A 14,258-nucleotide genomic window follows, 5' to 3' on the forward strand; every position below is an offset into this window, starting at 1 on the left:
CCGCGGCCGGATTCGCGTAGAGAACCGCTCCCGAAAGATCGACGACGAGGACACCGTCGGCCGTGTTCTCGATCAGGAGACGGAAACTGAGCTGGCTGATGCTGGTCAGCTGCGGATCATCGGTCAGGTCGGAAATTTCCGCCGCGCTCCGCGTCATCATTCTGGCCTCCTCACAGGTATGACTATGACGGATCGTTCGTCGCGGAACCGCCGAAGACATCCGGCGCGCCCTCTATCGGCTGGCCGAAATGCATTCCGCCGCCATCGATCGTGAAGCGTCTGATCTGCTTGTCGTGTTCGCTGCCGCGCATCTTCAGCACCATGAGGCCGCGATGGATGAACTGTGCTTTCTGAATGTAGCGCAAAAGGATGATGGAGTCGGTCAGCGTCGAGATGTGCTGTTCGCTCGCCGAATGGCCGCCGACCAGCGACTTGTCCGTCGCGGTGCAAAGTCCAGCGATTTCCCGTTTCTTGACGAAGGATGTGAGGCTGATCAGGAACTCGCGAAAGCCGGTCTCCGGCGCAATGCGTTCGAGCGCGGAAAAGCTGTCGATGGCAAGCCGATCCGGTTTGAATTCCTCGACCAATTGACGGATCATCAGCAGATGGTCGGGAAGGCTTTGCGCCTCCGGACAGAGACACACGACCTTGAGCCCGCCTTCCGCTTCCATCGTCTCGAAATCGACACCCCAACTGCGCGCGTTGCGAATGAGCTGACCGCGGCTTTCTTCGTAGCCAACCAGTAAGGAGCGTTCGCCGGCCGCGACGCCACCGGCCAGGAAATTGGTCACCAGCAGCGTCTTGCCGGTGCCGGTCGCGCCGCTGACCAGCGTAACGCTGTCGCGGAAGAAGCCCCCGCTCGTCATCCTGTCAAGATCGGCATTGCCGCTCGTTACCCGGGAGAGGTAGAGGCGGCTTAAGGCCGGCCTCCTTAGCCTCGAGAGGCGTCAATCTTCTCGGACAGCCAGGTCTTGATAAGGGACTGATAGGGCACGTCGCGCTTGTTCGCCGCGACCTTGATCCGTTCGAGCAGGCTATTGGGCAGCCGCAACGAGATCGAGGTCGACGACGGCTTGAGGTTGGGCAGGCGGACCCGCTCTGCCTTGCTCCAATCGACATGCTCACTGGAGTCGTTGGACTCCCAGAAGGCGCGCTCCTCGGCCTCCGATGCAAAGGTCGGAACCGGCTTAGCTGTCTTGGTCATAGTAGCCTCGCTCCTTGCGGCTCATATCCCGGGCGGAAATCACCCGGATCTTGGTGTCCTTGTCCCGAAGCGTGAAGGTGATGTGCAGCAGCCTTCCATCATCGGTGCGCCCCAGAGCATGAATTCGTTGCTCGATGGCGCTGTGCTTTGCGTCGGGAACGGTCAGCAACGGCTCGTTGAAGAACACCTGTTCCGCCTCGGCCTGGCTGACGTCGTGCTTGTCGATGCTCTTGCGGGCGTTGCCCGCATCCCAGTCGAAGCCGGCAATCCGTTCCCATTCGATCATCAGTGTATATTGCCATAATATACACGGATTTCAAGCTCCGTCAGGCGTGAGCGCTCCGCCCAGCAGATTTGGACAGCGTGGGGAGAGGAAAATGGGGGGCAAGGAAAACCCGCTCGCTGATCGGTCGGACCGGTGGCGCTGACGCTCAACCGCCAGCCTCGCAATCCCGGCCGCGTCGTCCGGCGCAGGGCTGAAAGCCCCGCTTGGCCTGCCGGGCAGGGAAGCTCACCAGGCAGTTGCACCGGCCCGCCCGCTCCGCGGGCCGGGTGATGTCTTCGGAAAGAAGACGAGAAAGGACCGGTGAAAAGGCCGCGTCCGCAACCCTCCAGGAGCATTCCAATGGAACTGAAATTCGTTGATCCGCGCTCGCTCAAGGACAATCCCGACAAGGCGCGCCGTTCCAAGTCCAGCCCGCAGGCCCCCTGCTGCTGGCGACGATCAAGGCTGTTGGCATCGTGCAGCCGCCCGTCGGGTGCGCTCCGGTCGGGACAATCCCGAATACGACATCAGGCTTCTCATGGCTGATGGCAGGATTAAACACGTCAGAGTATTCGGCCGCGTGATAAAGCACGATACCGGTCGACTGGAATGCGTTGGCGCGGTTCAGGACGTGACACAAAGCCGGCTGTTGGCGCAGGCGCACGACAAACTTAGGTCGGAACTCGCCCACCTCACGAGGATAATGAGCCTCGGCGCAATAACGGGCTCGATCGCGCATGAGGTCAATCAGCCTCATTACCAATGCCAGCACGTGCCTTCGCATGCTGGCGGCCGACCCGCCAAACATCGAGGTCGCGCAAGAAGCCGCGCGCCGCACCATCCGCGACGGCAATCGTGCGGCGGACGTGATTGCACGATTGCGCGCGCTTTTCAGCAAACGGCCCCCAACGATCGAACCAATTGATCTGAACGAGGCTGCGCGAGAGGTGATTGCACTGTCGTCCGGCGATCTTCAACGAAACCGGGTGGTGCTGCACACCGAGTTCGCCGACGGGCTTCCGCCGGTCGGCGGTGACCGGGTCCAGCTTCAACAGGTAATCATAAACCTGCTGCGGAACGCTTCCGATGCGATGAGCGGCGTCGATGACCGCCCGAAGCAGCTGGTGATCAGAACCGAATTGGACGAAGACGATCACGTGCACCTCTCCGTACAGGACGCCGGCGTTGGTTTCGGGCCGGAACGAACGGCGCGCCTCTTCGAGGCGTTCTATACAACCAAGAGCGAGGGCATGGGGATCGGGTTGTCCGTCAGCCGCACCATCATGGAGAGCCATAACGGACGCCTGTGGGCTGAACGGAACCGTGGCCCGGGTGCTACGTTCTCATTCTCCATCCCGGAGTACTTCGGGGAAGGGCTTCGCGAGGTCGGCACCGTGCGCGCATCGGCTATGGGCAATGCGCAGAGTCCAGCGGGGATTCGATGAAAGTTGTGCAACCACTCGTGTCTGTCGTCGACGACGATGAATCCGTGCGCGAGTCCCTGCCAGACCTGCTTAGAGCGTTCGGTTTCAACGCGAAGTCGTTCTCCTCGGCGGAAGAGTTCTAACCTCCGACAATTCGGCAGATAGGCCTCGTTATGCCCGCGGGATCCTGGTCGGCGGGGTCATCGCCGCCGCCGTCGGCAACGATCTGGTGCTGGCGCATTCCCATGATCCGCTCGAGACGGCCTAACCTAAGTCCTGATCCTCACTGGCGGACCGGCGATCTATCTGCTCGGGAGCGCCAACTACATGAAGGCGGTCTATCGTGTGGTGCCGGCATCCCGATGGCGGGCGTTCCTGCCCTGCTGCTCCTGGCTGACAGAGCTGGCGCACCCACGCCCGGCAGGCATCGAAGAAACGGTGTCCGGTCCTGTCGGGCGGACCTCATTCGGCAATCGTCGTCGGCAGTAGAGCCAAAGTGTGATCGCGGCCCAAACCGGTGCTCATGACCATGTTTACGCTTGGGACGTATGTGGCTGTTGTCTTTTGATATGGTATCGATAACATGCCTTGCGTGAAGTTGATTCCAACGGGTGGTTCATGAGCGATGCCGGACGCCGCAGAGAGCTTGTGCCCGAGTGTCCAGCGTTTTGCTTGGGCACATCGCTGCCGGCTGGTGGAGCGGCATGATGGCCAAGGCCGCCTCATCGAGACCGGGCGAGAGCCACGCCCCGACGATGGTCGACGTGGCGCGGCGGGCAGGTGTGTCCACCATGACGGTTTCACGCGCCCTGAAAGAGGGCAGCCTCGTTTCCAAGGCCACGCGGGAAAAGATCATGGTCGCGGTCAACGACCTCGGCTACGTGCTCGACCAATCGGCCGGCAGCCTGTCCTCGCGCAAGACTGGATTTGTTGCCGCGATGGTTCCATCACTCAACAATTCCAACTTCGCCGATACGGCGCGCGGCATAACGGATGAACTGGAGAGCACGGGACTCCAGCTTCTGCTCGGCTACACCGACTATACGGTCGAGAAGGAGGAAAAGCTGATCGAAGCGATGCTCCGTCGGCGGCCCGAAGGCATCATTCTGACCGGCGGCGCCCATACGGAGCGCGCCCGCCGGCTTCTTAAAAACGCGGGTATCCCTGTAGTCGAAACCTGGGAGTTGCCGGCGAAACCCATCGATCAGGTGGTCGGATTCTCCAACGAAGAGGCGATGGGGCTTCTCGTCAAGACGCTGGCCAGAAAAGGCTACAATAAATTCGGTTACATCGGTGGCACGACCTCGCGCGACACGCGCGGCAGCCAACGGCGCGAAGGCTTTGTCAGAGCCATTGAGGAACTCGGCCTGCCAACCGGGCGCCTCGTTTCCTTTGGCGTGCCGCCGATATCCATCGAGCAGGGAGGCCAGGCCGTCGTCAGCATGCTGGAGCGCTGGCCGGACACGCAAGCCGTACTCTGCGTTTCGGACCTTTCGGCCTTCGGCGCACTGATGGAATGCAAGCGCCGGGGCATGCGGATCCCGCAGGACATCGCCATTGCCGGCTTCGGCGACTACGAGGTAGCCGCCTTTTGCCATCCCGGCATCACCACCGTGAATGTCGACTGCTACGGCATCGGGCAACAGGCCGCCCGCAGATTGATCCAGGTGATCCGAGGCGACGAGAAACGACACGGCGAAGAAATCGTCCTCACAAGCTATCGCGTCGTCGAGCGCGAAAGCACCTGAGCTCCTGCATCGATTCAAACGCAGCGAAGGGCAGCCCAGCAGCGACGTTTCGCGAGACCATCACCCTCACGCATGACGGTGCCTTGAAAGCCGGAGCAGCGCGCGCCGTCACGATGGGCGTCGCAATCTCTCGTGGTCGTCGATGCGAGCGGCGAAGTCCTCGCCAGTCTGCGCATGGATGGCGCGCGGTTCCTCAGCATGCGTACGGCGCAGGCGAAGGCGCGCACCGCAGCGTCAATAAACGCCGCTACTGGCGGCATGGCGTTCGAAGCGGCGCTCTCAGCCGGTATCGCATCGCAGGGCGGCGTGACCAATTTGCCCCGGGGGCTTGCCGATCCGCTTCGGCGGACGCCTTGCGCGCGGCATCGGCGTCGGGTCGGGAACTGGCGAGCAGGATTTCGATGTGGCACACGCCGCCTTGGCGGCGGTTGGCGCCGACGTGATTTCATGCGATGTGCCGATGCGCCTCCAGCGCAACCGAAGGATCTTCAGAACGCGATCTGAACCTTCATGGATTTGTTTCGGTCACCGGCGATGTCGAAAGCCGCGACCGCCTCGTCGAGAGGATAGATGCCCGTCAGTAGCGGTTTGACATCCACCCGGCGGCGATTGATCAGGTCGACGGCGATCCCAAACTCCTCGTGGAAACGGAAAGTGCCCCGCATCTCGATCTCTTTCGCGACGACGAGGTTCTGCGGGATCGACAGATCGCCGCCGAGACCGAGCTGCACGAGCACGCCGCGCGGCTTCAGGACATCGAGCCCTGCACGCACCGCGCGTTCATTGCCGGAGGCCTCGAACATCACGTCGAAACTACCCTTGTCGACATTGTAGGCGGCGAGCTCTTCGCTGTTTGTCGCGACATTGATCGTCCGGTCGGCACCGATCTCCAGGGCCTTCGCCAGCACGCCCTCCATGACATCGGTGGCGACGATCTCGCGCGCGCCGTGGGCTCGTGCGGCGAGGATGCAAAGCGCGCCGATCGGCCCGCAGCCGGTGACCAGAACCCGCTTGCCGAGCAGCGAGCCGGCGCGGTTCATGGCATGCAGCGTCACCGCGAAGGGCTCGGCGAAAGCGGCTTCGTTGATGGAGATGTGGTCGGCTATTCTGTGGCACTGCCACGCCTCGGCGATCAGGCGCTGGCGGAAGGCGCCCTGGATGTGCGGCATCGGCATGGCGCTGCCATAGAAGCGCATGTCGAGGCACTGGTTCTGCATGCCTTGCAGGCAGTAGCGACAGGCATTGCAGGCTCGGCTGGGCGAGATCGCCACGCGATCGCCGACCGCAAGTGTGGAGATGCCGTCGCCGAGGGCCCGCACCGTGCCCGCAACCTCATGGCCAAGAATCATGGGTTCACGAAGGCGGATCGCGCCGAAGCCGCCATGGTTGTAATAATGCAGGTCCGAGCCGCAGATGCCGCCAGCCTCGACCGCGATCTCGACCTGTCCGGCGCCAGGGGAGCCCGGATCGGTCTCCTCGATCCGCAGGTCTTTTGCCGCGTGGATGACGATCGACTTCATGATGTGATCCCTTCTCAGACGACCGGTGTCAGCAAGGTCTGTCCGCCGAAATGGGCCGCGAGATTATCGCGAACGAGCTGACCCATGGCCTTGCGGGTTTCCACCGTGCCGCTGGCGTGGTGCGGTTGCAGCACGACGTTGGTAAGCTTCAGGAAGCGCTCGTCGATGGTTGGCTCGTTCCAGAACACGTCGAGCCCGGCACCCTTGATGGCACTGGATTCCAGGGCCGCGAGCAACGCGGTCTCGTCGATCGTGCTGCCGCGCGAAATGTTTATGACGATACCGTCTGCTCCGAGCGCTGCCAGGATCGACGCATTAATCATGTGTTTTGTGCTTTCGCCGCCGGCGAGCGTTACGATCAGAAATTCGCTGTCGCGCGCCAGTTCGACCAGATCGCCGACAAAAGTATAAGGAAGATCGTCGCGCTTGCGGTTGTCGAAATAGGAAATCGTGCAGTCGAATGCAGCGGCGCGCTTCGCCACCGCCGCACCGACGCGGCCCATGCCGACAATGCCCAGCCTTTTTCCACAGACACGCGTGACCAGCCCCATATTGCCCTTGCGCCAGCTTCCATCGCGTACATAGGCGTCGGCCTGCGGGATTTTTCGCGCCACGGCGAGCAGCAGCCCGATCCCGATATCGGCTACGTCCTCGGTTAGAACATCAGGTGTATTGGTGACACGAATGCCGTTCGCACTGGCATAGGCAAGGTCGATAGCGTCGGTGCCGACGCCATAGCAGGAAACGATTTCGAGCTGCGGCAGCTTTCCCATCAGCGCAGCACTTGCGCCAAGCTCGCCGCGCGTAGCGATGGCGCGGATCGCGCCGGCGTGGCTTGAGAGCAGCGCGTCCTTGTCCTCGGACTGCCAAAGTTTGTGGACGCGATACTTCGCCTCAAGATCTGCCATGTCCCAATCCGGATAGGGACCTGTCATCAAAATGTCGGTCACGGCATCATCTCCTGTGCGGATTTATTTTTCCGTTGACTATGTTATCGATAACATCCATGTCAATAGGGACTGGCGTCGCTGCGCTGCAAATCGTGGCCGCTCAGGAAACATTGCTCAGGAGGAGCATTTGGGCAGTTCATTGTTCGATTTGACCGGCATGCGGGCGCTGGTCACCGGCTCGGGACAGGGGATCGGCCTGGCGCTGGCCGAGGGGTTGGCGCAGCACGGCGCCGAAATCGTGCTCAACGGACGCAGCGCCGAAAAGGTCAAAACAGCTGCGGATGCACTGACAGCGAAGGGACACAAGGTCCATAGCGCCGTCTTCGACGTCACCGATAATGCTGCGGTGGCGAACGGCGTCGCAGAGATCGAGGCGACGATCGGCGCCATCGATATCCTTATCAACAATGCCGGCATGCAGTTCCGAATGCCGCTCGAGGATTTCCCCGCCGACAAATGGGAGGAACTCTTGCGCACCAACATCTCCAGCGTGTTCTTCGTGGGACAAGCGGTGGCGCGGCACATGATCCCGCGGCGGCGCGGCAAGATCATCAATATCGCCTCGGTGCAGAGCGAACTGGCACGGACGAACATCGCGCCCTATACGGCCACGAAAGGCGCTGTGCGCAACCTGACGCGCGGCATGTGTGCCGATTGGGCGAAGCATGGCTTGCAGATCAATTCCATTGCGCCGGGTTACTTCAAGACGCCGCTCAACCAGGCGCTGGTCGACAATCCCGAGTTTTCGGCGTGGCTGACCAGCCGCACGCCGGCGGGTCGTTGGGGCGATGTCGGCGAACTGGTCGGCGCGGCGGTGTTTCTGGCTGGACCGGCCTCATCCTTTGTCAATGGACACACGCTCTATGTCGATGGCGGCATCACAACCTGCCTCTGAGTCCTGGTCCATCGTCGTGATGGGTGTCAGCGGCTGCGGCAAGACCAGCATTGGCATCGCGATCGCGGCTCGTCTAGGGCTCGCTTTTGTCGAAGGCGACGCGCTGCACCCGCGCGGGAATGTCGAGAAAATGTCGGCGGGCATGCCGCTTACCGACGAGGATCGTTGGCCTTGGCTGGACCTGTTGGGCGCAGCCTTGCGCCATGCACATGAGCAAGGACGCGGGCTCGTCGCGAGTTGCTCGGCGCTGAAGAAATCCTATCGCGATCGTCTTCGCGATGGCGCCATTGGGCCCGTGCTTTTCGTATTTTTGGACGGTTCACGTGCGGTGTTGCAAGCCAGGCTCGCCGAGCGCCGCAGCCACTTCTTTCCGCCGGCGCTGCTCGACAGCCAGTTCGCCACACTGGAGCATCCAGGTGACGAGAAGCTGGTGGTCACAGTGGACATCGAGGCGCCTGTCGACACGATTGCCGATAGAGTGTTGCAGGGTCTGGGTGCACTTGGGGTCAGCCCTGTCAGCATCAAGGAAAAAGGCACGTTGAGATGACGCAACCAGCAAAAGTCGCCGTTGTCGGCGCCGGCATCATGGGGTCGGCGATCGCCACCCGCCTGATCGAGACCGGGCAAGCCGTGACGGTGTTCGATCTGGACAAGGCCAAGGTCGCCGCGCTGACTGCAAGGGGTGCGGTTGCCGCCGCGTCGGCGGCGGAAGCAACGCGGGCGAGCAGCTTCGTCGTCCTCAGTCTCAACCATGCCGATATCGTGCGTTCGGTGGTGTTTGGCGATGGTGGTGTCGCGGCTGCGGCGTCGTCGGAAAAGCTGCTGATCGACATGTCGTCGATCGATCCCGTCGACACCGCGCAGATGGCCAGGAAGCTGTCAGCCGAGACCGGCATGAAATGGCTCGACTGCCCGCTTTCGGGCGGCGTTCCCGGCGCGCTGGCCGGCAGGCTGACAGTCATGGCGGGTGGCGAGGCTGAAGACTTCGAACAGGCGCGCACGGTGATGCGGCATCTCTGCACCAACTACACACTGATGGGGCCGAGTGGGGCGGGGCAGACGACAAAGCTGATCAACCAGCTGTTCTGCGCCGTACTGTTCCAGGCTGTCGCCGAAGCCGTGAAGCTTGCCGAAGCCGGCGGCGTAGACCCGAAGGCAATCCCCGCGGCACTCAAGGGCGGGCGGGCCGATTCCAGCATCATGCAGGAATTCATGGCAAAATTCGCTGCCCGGGATTTTTCAGCCACCGGCCGCATCGACAACATGCTGAAGGATCTGGATTCGCTGCAGGCCTTCGCGCTGAAAACCAAGACGCCGATGCCGATGACCGGGCAGGTGGTCGAGATCCATCGCCTGCTGTGCGCCGCTGGATTGGGGCCGAACGATTCGGCCGAGATGATGCGTCTGCTCGACGGCAAGACCAGCTGATCCGTTGGCCTTATTCTTTGATGCTTGACGCCTAGAAATGTTATCGATAACATCATTTGGGCGATCTCGGGAGGAACGCATTGTGACCGAGCAAAAACTGATCGAGTTCAAGTCAATTACCAAGGAGTTCGGCGGCACCCGCGCGCTCTCCGACGTGACGCTTGATCTGCACAAGGGCGAGATCCTGGCGCTGCTCGGCGAGAATGGCGCCGGCAAGTCGACGCTGATAAAGACGCTCGCCGGCATCTATCGGCCGGATGGCGGCCAAATCCTGTTTCGCGGCGAGCCCTACCATCATCGCCCGCCGTGGCCGAACCAGCGCCAGCCCGTCGCCTTCATTCACCAGGATCTCGGTCTCATCGAATGGATGACGGTCGGCGAGAATGTCGGCTTGGCCCAAGGCTTTTCGCTGCGCTCCGGGCTGATCGACTGGCGATCGACCGAGGCGAGGGCGCATGAGGCGTTAAAGCTGGTCGGCTGTGACTTCGACCCGACGACACGCGTTCAAGATCTGACGCGCACCGAAAAATCGCTGGTCGCCATCGCTCGCGCCTTGGCTACCGAGGCCGATGTGCTGGTGCTCGACGAGCCGACGGCCAGTCTTCCCGCCGACGAGGTCGAGCGGCTGTTCGACGCCATCCGTCCGCTCAAGCAACGCGGCGTCGGCATGATCTATGTCTCGCATCGCCTGGATGAAATTTTCCGCATCGCCGATCGCGTCGCCGTGCTGCGCGACGGCAGGCTGGTCGGCGAGAAGAAGGTCGCCGATACGAAACCGGACGAACTGGTCGAGATGATCGTCGGCCGTCCGGTCAGCCAGGTTTTCAGCAAGGCTCAAACGCAGGCCGGCGAGACGATCTGCGCCGTGCGCGACCTGGTCTGCGCCGGTGCCGGCCCGGTGTCTTTCGACGTGCGCAAGGGTGAGTTGCTCGGCCTGGTCGGCCTGCGCGGCGCCGGGCAGGAACTGGTTGGCCGGGCGCTGTTTGGCTGCCAGGCCTTTTCCGGCACGGTGACGATCCGCGGGGCTGTGCCGGACCTGTCCAGCCCGATCGCGGCGATGTCGTCCGGCATCGGCCTGATCGCGCGTGACAGGACCGAAGAATCAATCGCTGGATCCTTGTCGATGCGTGAGAACAGTTTCCTCAATCCCGGCGCCGGCAAGCGCGGCCTGTTTTCCTTCCTTGCGCCTCACAAGGAGGCTGCGCTGGCGCAGGCGATCGGCAGTTCCGTCGGGCTGCGCCCCAACGATCCGAACCTGCCGATAGAAGCGCTGTCGGGTGGCAACCAGCAAAAGGTGGTCGTCGGGCGCTGGCTGCACACCGGGCGTACGTTGCTGATCGCCGAGGATCCGACGGCCGGCGTCGATGTCGGCGCCAAGGCTGAGGTCTACCGGCTGATCGGCCGCGCGCTTGAAGCCGGCCTCGCCGTCGTCGTGGTGTCGACCGATTTCGAGGAGATTGCCCACATCTGCCACCGCGCTTTGGTGTTTTCGCGAGGACAGATCGTTCGCGAACTCACCGGCAAAGACCTCACCACATCCGCCGTGATCACCGCGGCATCGGCTTCCGAAGCCGCCTGATCTTTCTGGGAGCGAACTCATGCAATCGATCGAATCCAGCGCACTCGAACCGACCCGCGGCGAAATGGCGGGTTTGTCCATGGGGCAGAAGGTCATCCGGCTGCTGCCGGTCTACGGACTGGTGATCCTGACCGTGTTGCTGATCCTGTTGTTTTCGATCCTGCTGCCGAACACGTTCCCGACGCTGCTTAACCTGCGCTCGATCATCTCCGACAAGGCGATTATTGCGCTGTTGTCGCTGGCGGCGATGATCCCGATGGCGTCGGGACGCATCGACCTCACCGTCGGCTACGGCATTGTGCTGTGGCACATCCTGGCCATCAGTCTGCAGACCATGTTCGGCATTCCGTGGCCGCTGGCAGTGACGATAGTGCTGCTTCTCGGCGCCGCGACCGGCTTCCTCAACGGCCTGCTGGTCGAAGTCGCCCGCATCGACTCTTTCATCGCCACGTTGGGCACCGGCACCGTGCTCTATTCCTTGGCGCTTTGGCACACTGGCGGCCGGCAGGTTGTCGGCGTGTTGCCCAACGGCTTCTACGCGCTCAACGGCACGATGGTGTTCGGGCTGCCGATCACCGGCCTCTACGTGCTTGGCATCGCCGTCGCACTGTGGATCATCCTCGAATATCTGCCGATCGGCCGCTACGTTTATGCTATCGGCGCCAACCCGAAGGCGGCTGCTCTCAACGGCATTCCGGTGCGCCGCTTCGTCATCGGGGCGTTCATCTCCTCGGGCTTCCTGACGGCGCTGACAGGCGTGTTGCTCGCCTCCAAGCTTCGCATTGGCCAAGCCAGCGTCGGACTGGAGTATCTGCTGCCGGCTCTCGTCGGCGCCTTTCTCGGCTCGACCACGATCAAGCCTGGACGCGTCAACGTCTGGGGCACGATGACGGGCGTCACCATCCTGGCGGTCGGCATTTCCGGCATCCAGCAGTTCGGCGGCTCGTTCTTCGTCGAGCCATTGTTCAACGGCGTGACGCTGCTCGTCGCCATAGGCATTGCCGGCTACGCCCAGCGCAAGCGCGGCGCAGCGCAAAGAAACAGGACCAAGACCGTCGCGCAGCCCTCGAAGTGACAAATCGAGCCAAACCCGTGGATCATGGAATGAACGACTACGAGGTTCTCGACGATCGGTTCGGCAAGCTGATGATCGGGCATGCCAAGCTCGAACGGCTATGGACCGGTAGCCGTTGGGCGGAAGGACCGGTGTATGTCCCCGCCGCAAGGCATTTGCTGTGGTCGGACATCCCGAACGATCGGCTGCTGCGCTACGACGAAAGCGATGGTTCCGTCAGCATCTTCGAGGCCCATTGTAACTACCAGAACGGCCACACACTCGACCGCGGAGGCCGCGTCGTTGCTTGCGAGCATGGCGGGCGCCGTGTCTCCCGGCTCGAGCATGACGGGCGTTGGAAGACGCTTGTCGAAACCGTTGCAGGCAAGCGGTTCAATTCACCCAATGACGTGGTGGTCAAATCCGACGGTACGATCTGGTTCACCGACCCGGTCTACGGCATCGAAAGCCACTACGAGGGCAAGATCGCCAGAGCGGAGATCGGCGGCTCCCATGTCTACCGGTTCGACGAGCTTTCGGGTGAGGTGAGCGCCGTTGTCACCGACATGGTGCAGCCGAACGGCCTGGCTTTTTCGCCCGACGAGACGATCCTCTATGTCTCGGACAGCGGCGCCAGCCATGTGCCCGGCCTGCCGCGCGCGATCAAGGCCTATGACCTTGCCGCCGATGGCCGCTCGGCGCTTGCAGGCGGCATCTTCGCCGAGTGCGGGGCTGGCCTCTTCGATGGTTTTCGCGTCGATCGCGACGGCAACATCTGGGCCTCCAGCGCCGACTCGGTGCGCGTCCATGCACCGGACGGAACCCTGATCGGCCGTATCCTGGTTCCCGAGCTCGTTTCCAATGTCTGTTTCGGCGGTCCCAAGCGCAACCGCCTCTACATCACCGCTCAGACATCCCTCTACGCCATCTACGTCAACGCACATCCGGCCGGTGTTGGTCCGGTGGCGGGCGACATCAGCCGGTGACATGTCGCCAACTCCAATCGAAAGCCGAGTTTTGAAAGACCATGCAATTTCTTGAAACCAAGGGAGGTACCAACATGCAACGCAGAACATTCCTGAAATCATCCGTCGCCTTGATGGCCATGACAATCGCTGCTCCTGTCCTGTTCGCCGGCCAGGCACGGGCGGACGCCACAGCCGACGCCATGGCGGTGGTCCAGAAATATGCGCAGAAGGTCACGGTCTGGGATGGCCCGACCACCGGTCCGAAGGCGCAGCAAGGCAAGACGATCGTCGTGCTCGCCGGCGACCTCAAGAACGGCGGCATCCTGGGCGTCACCAACGGCGTCGAGGAAGCAGCCAAGGCGATCGGCTGGGACGTCAAGGTGATTGACGGCGCCGGCTCGATCGGCGGCCGCACCGCTGCCTTCGGCCAAGCCATGGCGTTGAAGCCGAATGGCATCGTCATCAACGGTTTTGACGCGGTCGAGCAGGCGCCGGCGCTGGAACAGGCCAAGGCCGCAGGTATCCCGTTGGTCTCCTGGCATGCCGGACCGGTGATCGGGCCCGACGAGAAAAGCGGCGCGTTCGCCAACGTGTCGACGGATGCCATGCAAGTCTCCACGGCCGCGGCCGACTGGGCCTACGCCGATGCCAAGGGCAAGCCCGGCGTCGTCATCTTCACCGATTCGACCTATGCCATCGCCATTGCCAAAGCCGACAAGATGAAGGCGGAGATCGAGCGGCTGGGCGGCAAGGTGCTCGAATATGTCGACACGCCGATCGCCGAGACTTCGCAGCGCATGCCGCAGCTGACCACTTCGCTGCTGCAGAAATACGGCGATGCCTGGACGCATTCGCTGGCGATCAACGATCTCTATTTCGACTTCATGGGACCCTCACTTGCCGCCGCCGGCAAAGCCGGTACCGACGCGCCGATCAATGTCGCCGCCGGCGACGGTTCGGAATCGGCCTATCAGCGCATTCGCGCCGGTCAGTTCCAGAAGGTGACCGTCGCCGAACCGCTCAACTTGCAGGGCTGGCAATTGGTCGACGAGCTGAACCGCGCCATCGCTGGCGAAAAATGGTCGGGCTATCTGTCGCCGCTGCATGTGGTGACGGCCGACAATGTCGAGTTCGACGGTGGGCCGAATAACGCATTCGACCCCGGCAATGGCTACCGCGACGCATACAAGAAGATCTGGGGCAAGTAGGAGCCCGGCGATGCG

General features: G+C 62.4%; 15 protein-coding genes and 3 pseudogenes. 11 read left to right on the forward strand and 7 right to left on the reverse strand.

The genetic code is table 11. The features are described from left to right. Positions 1–13: 13 nt before the first annotated feature. The 5 genes and pseudogenes from NKH49_RS18430 to NKH49_RS18450 all read right to left on the reverse strand — a co-directional run. Positions 14–220: pseudogene (locus NKH49_RS18430) on the reverse strand (hypothetical protein); the annotation flags it as partial. After that, positions 183–878, reverse strand: a pseudogene (locus tag NKH49_RS18435) (ATPase domain-containing protein); the annotation flags it as partial. The pseudogenes NKH49_RS18430 and NKH49_RS18435, both read right to left, overlap by 38 nt. Before the next feature lie 53 nt (positions 879–931). Then, on the reverse strand, positions 932–1,204 hold the full coding sequence (locus tag NKH49_RS18440; protein WP_352474883.1) for a BrnA antitoxin family protein: 273 nt from the start codon (positions 1,202–1,204) through the stop codon (positions 932–934). Further along, complete coding sequence (locus NKH49_RS18445; protein ID WP_352474884.1) at positions 1,188–1,490, reverse strand: BrnT family toxin; 303 nt, start codon at positions 1,488–1,490, stop codon at positions 1,188–1,190. Before NKH49_RS18445 ends, NKH49_RS18440 begins: the two co-directional genes overlap by 17 nt. Before the next feature lie 370 nt (positions 1,491–1,860). Then, positions 1,861–2,226, reverse strand: a complete 366-nt coding sequence (locus tag NKH49_RS18450) for a hypothetical protein (RefSeq protein ID WP_352474899.1) — start codon at positions 2,224–2,226, stop codon at positions 1,861–1,863. 25 nt (positions 2,227–2,251) lie between these two features. Between NKH49_RS18450 and NKH49_RS18455 the strand changes: the two genes are divergently transcribed. From NKH49_RS18455 to NKH49_RS34930, 4 genes and pseudogenes are all read left to right on the forward strand, one after another. Then, positions 2,252–2,914 (forward strand): sensor histidine kinase, encoded by a 663-nt coding sequence (locus NKH49_RS18455; RefSeq protein ID WP_352927186.1) that lies wholly within the window; start codon positions 2,252–2,254, stop codon positions 2,912–2,914. Further along, positions 2,911–3,033: pseudogene (locus NKH49_RS18460) on the forward strand (DNA-binding response regulator); the annotation flags it as partial. The gene NKH49_RS18455 and the pseudogene NKH49_RS18460, both read left to right, overlap by 4 nt. A 615-nt stretch (positions 3,034–3,648) precedes the next feature. Continuing rightward, complete coding sequence (locus NKH49_RS18465) at positions 3,649–4,641, forward strand: LacI family DNA-binding transcriptional regulator (RefSeq protein WP_352474894.1); 993 nt, start codon at positions 3,649–3,651, stop codon at positions 4,639–4,641. Positions 4,642–4,815: 174 nt separating this feature from the next. Then, positions 4,816–5,145: a hypothetical protein gene (locus NKH49_RS34930; RefSeq protein ID WP_502907909.1), complete on the forward strand. Its 330-nt coding sequence runs from the start codon at positions 4,816–4,818 to the stop codon at positions 5,143–5,145. Here the strand turns inward: NKH49_RS34930 and NKH49_RS18480 are convergent. Together NKH49_RS18480 and NKH49_RS18485 are read right to left on the reverse strand one after the other, a co-directional pair. After that, complete coding sequence (locus NKH49_RS18480) at positions 5,130–6,161, reverse strand: L-idonate 5-dehydrogenase (RefSeq protein WP_352618595.1); 1,032 nt, start codon at positions 6,159–6,161, stop codon at positions 5,130–5,132. The genes NKH49_RS34930 and NKH49_RS18480 overlap by 16 nt on opposite strands. A 14-nt stretch (positions 6,162–6,175) precedes the next feature. After that, a complete protein-coding gene (locus NKH49_RS18485; RefSeq protein ID WP_352927261.1) occupies positions 6,176–7,096 on the reverse strand; it encodes a 2-hydroxyacid dehydrogenase in 921 nt (306 codons plus the stop codon). 172 nt (positions 7,097–7,268) lie between these two features. Here NKH49_RS18485 and NKH49_RS18490 point away from each other — a divergent pair, with 172 nt between their 5' ends. From NKH49_RS18490 to NKH49_RS18520, 7 genes are all read left to right on the forward strand, one after another. Then, positions 7,269–8,006, forward strand: coding sequence for an SDR family oxidoreductase (locus tag NKH49_RS18490; RefSeq protein WP_352927264.1), 738 nt, complete (start codon positions 7,269–7,271; stop codon positions 8,004–8,006). Then, complete coding sequence (locus NKH49_RS18495; protein ID WP_352927189.1) at positions 7,975–8,553, forward strand: gluconokinase; 579 nt, start codon at positions 7,975–7,977, stop codon at positions 8,551–8,553. Before NKH49_RS18490 ends, NKH49_RS18495 begins: the two co-directional genes overlap by 32 nt. Next, positions 8,550–9,434 carry an NAD(P)-dependent oxidoreductase gene (locus tag NKH49_RS18500; RefSeq protein WP_352927192.1) on the forward strand — a complete coding sequence of 295 codons (885 nt, stop codon included), beginning with the start codon at positions 8,550–8,552 and terminating at the stop codon, positions 9,432–9,434. The genes NKH49_RS18495 and NKH49_RS18500 overlap by 4 nt, the downstream gene beginning before the upstream one ends. A gap of 37 nt (positions 9,435–9,471) precedes the next feature. Then, on the forward strand, positions 9,472–11,013 hold the full coding sequence (locus NKH49_RS18505; RefSeq protein ID WP_502907908.1) for a sugar ABC transporter ATP-binding protein: 1,542 nt from the start codon (positions 9,472–9,474) through the stop codon (positions 11,011–11,013). 19 nt (positions 11,014–11,032) lie between these two features. Continuing rightward, positions 11,033–12,088 (forward strand): ABC transporter permease, encoded by a 1,056-nt coding sequence (locus NKH49_RS18510; protein ID WP_352927198.1) that lies wholly within the window; start codon positions 11,033–11,035, stop codon positions 12,086–12,088. 29 nt (positions 12,089–12,117) lie between these two features. Continuing rightward, positions 12,118–13,053: an SMP-30/gluconolactonase/LRE family protein gene (locus NKH49_RS18515; protein ID WP_352927201.1), complete on the forward strand. Its 936-nt coding sequence runs from the start codon at positions 12,118–12,120 to the stop codon at positions 13,051–13,053. A 74-nt stretch (positions 13,054–13,127) separates the two neighbouring features. Continuing rightward, positions 13,128–14,243 (forward strand): ABC transporter substrate-binding protein, encoded by a 1,116-nt coding sequence (locus tag NKH49_RS18520; protein WP_352927204.1) that lies wholly within the window; start codon positions 13,128–13,130, stop codon positions 14,241–14,243. Positions 14,244–14,258 lie beyond the last annotated feature (15 nt).

Source organism: Mesorhizobium sp. M1088 (genome assembly GCF_040318575.1).
Lineage (GTDB): Bacteria > Pseudomonadota > Alphaproteobacteria > Rhizobiales > Rhizobiaceae > Mesorhizobium.

Coding starts and splice junctions, on each gene's coding strand:
- NKH49_RS18505 (WP_502907908.1), top strand. CDS start 9,472: ATGTTATCGATAACATCATTTGGGCGATCTCGGGAGGAACGCATTGTG.
- NKH49_RS18480 (WP_352618595.1), bottom strand. CDS start 6,161: ATGAAGTCGATCGTCATCCACGCGGCAAAAGACCTGCGGATCGAGGAG.
- NKH49_RS18510 (WP_352927198.1), top strand. CDS start 11,033: ATGCAATCGATCGAATCCAGCGCACTCGAACCGACCCGCGGCGAAATG.
- NKH49_RS18440 (WP_352474883.1), bottom strand. CDS start 1,204: ATGACCAAGACAGCTAAGCCGGTTCCGACCTTTGCATCGGAGGCCGAG.
- NKH49_RS18455 (WP_352927186.1), top strand. CDS start 2,252: ATGCTGGCGGCCGACCCGCCAAACATCGAGGTCGCGCAAGAAGCCGCG.
- NKH49_RS18490 (WP_352927264.1), top strand. CDS start 7,269: ATGCGGGCGCTGGTCACCGGCTCGGGACAGGGGATCGGCCTGGCGCTG.
- NKH49_RS18465 (WP_352474894.1), top strand. CDS start 3,649: ATGGTCGACGTGGCGCGGCGGGCAGGTGTGTCCACCATGACGGTTTCA.
- NKH49_RS18500 (WP_352927192.1), top strand. CDS start 8,550: ATGACGCAACCAGCAAAAGTCGCCGTTGTCGGCGCCGGCATCATGGGG.
- NKH49_RS18495 (WP_352927189.1), top strand. CDS start 7,975: ATGTCGATGGCGGCATCACAACCTGCCTCTGAGTCCTGGTCCATCGTC.
- NKH49_RS18450 (WP_352474899.1), bottom strand. CDS start 2,226: ATGAGGCTGATTGACCTCATGCGCGATCGAGCCCGTTATTGCGCCGAG.
- NKH49_RS18485 (WP_352927261.1), bottom strand. CDS start 7,096: ATGACAGGTCCCTATCCGGATTGGGACATGGCAGATCTTGAGGCGAAG.
- NKH49_RS18445 (WP_352474884.1), bottom strand. CDS start 1,490: ATGATCGAATGGGAACGGATTGCCGGCTTCGACTGGGATGCGGGCAAC.
- NKH49_RS18515 (WP_352927201.1), top strand. CDS start 12,118: ATGAACGACTACGAGGTTCTCGACGATCGGTTCGGCAAGCTGATGATC.
- NKH49_RS18520 (WP_352927204.1), top strand. CDS start 13,128: ATGCAACGCAGAACATTCCTGAAATCATCCGTCGCCTTGATGGCCATG.
- NKH49_RS34930 (WP_502907909.1), top strand. CDS start 4,816: ATGGATGGCGCGCGGTTCCTCAGCATGCGTACGGCGCAGGCGAAGGCG.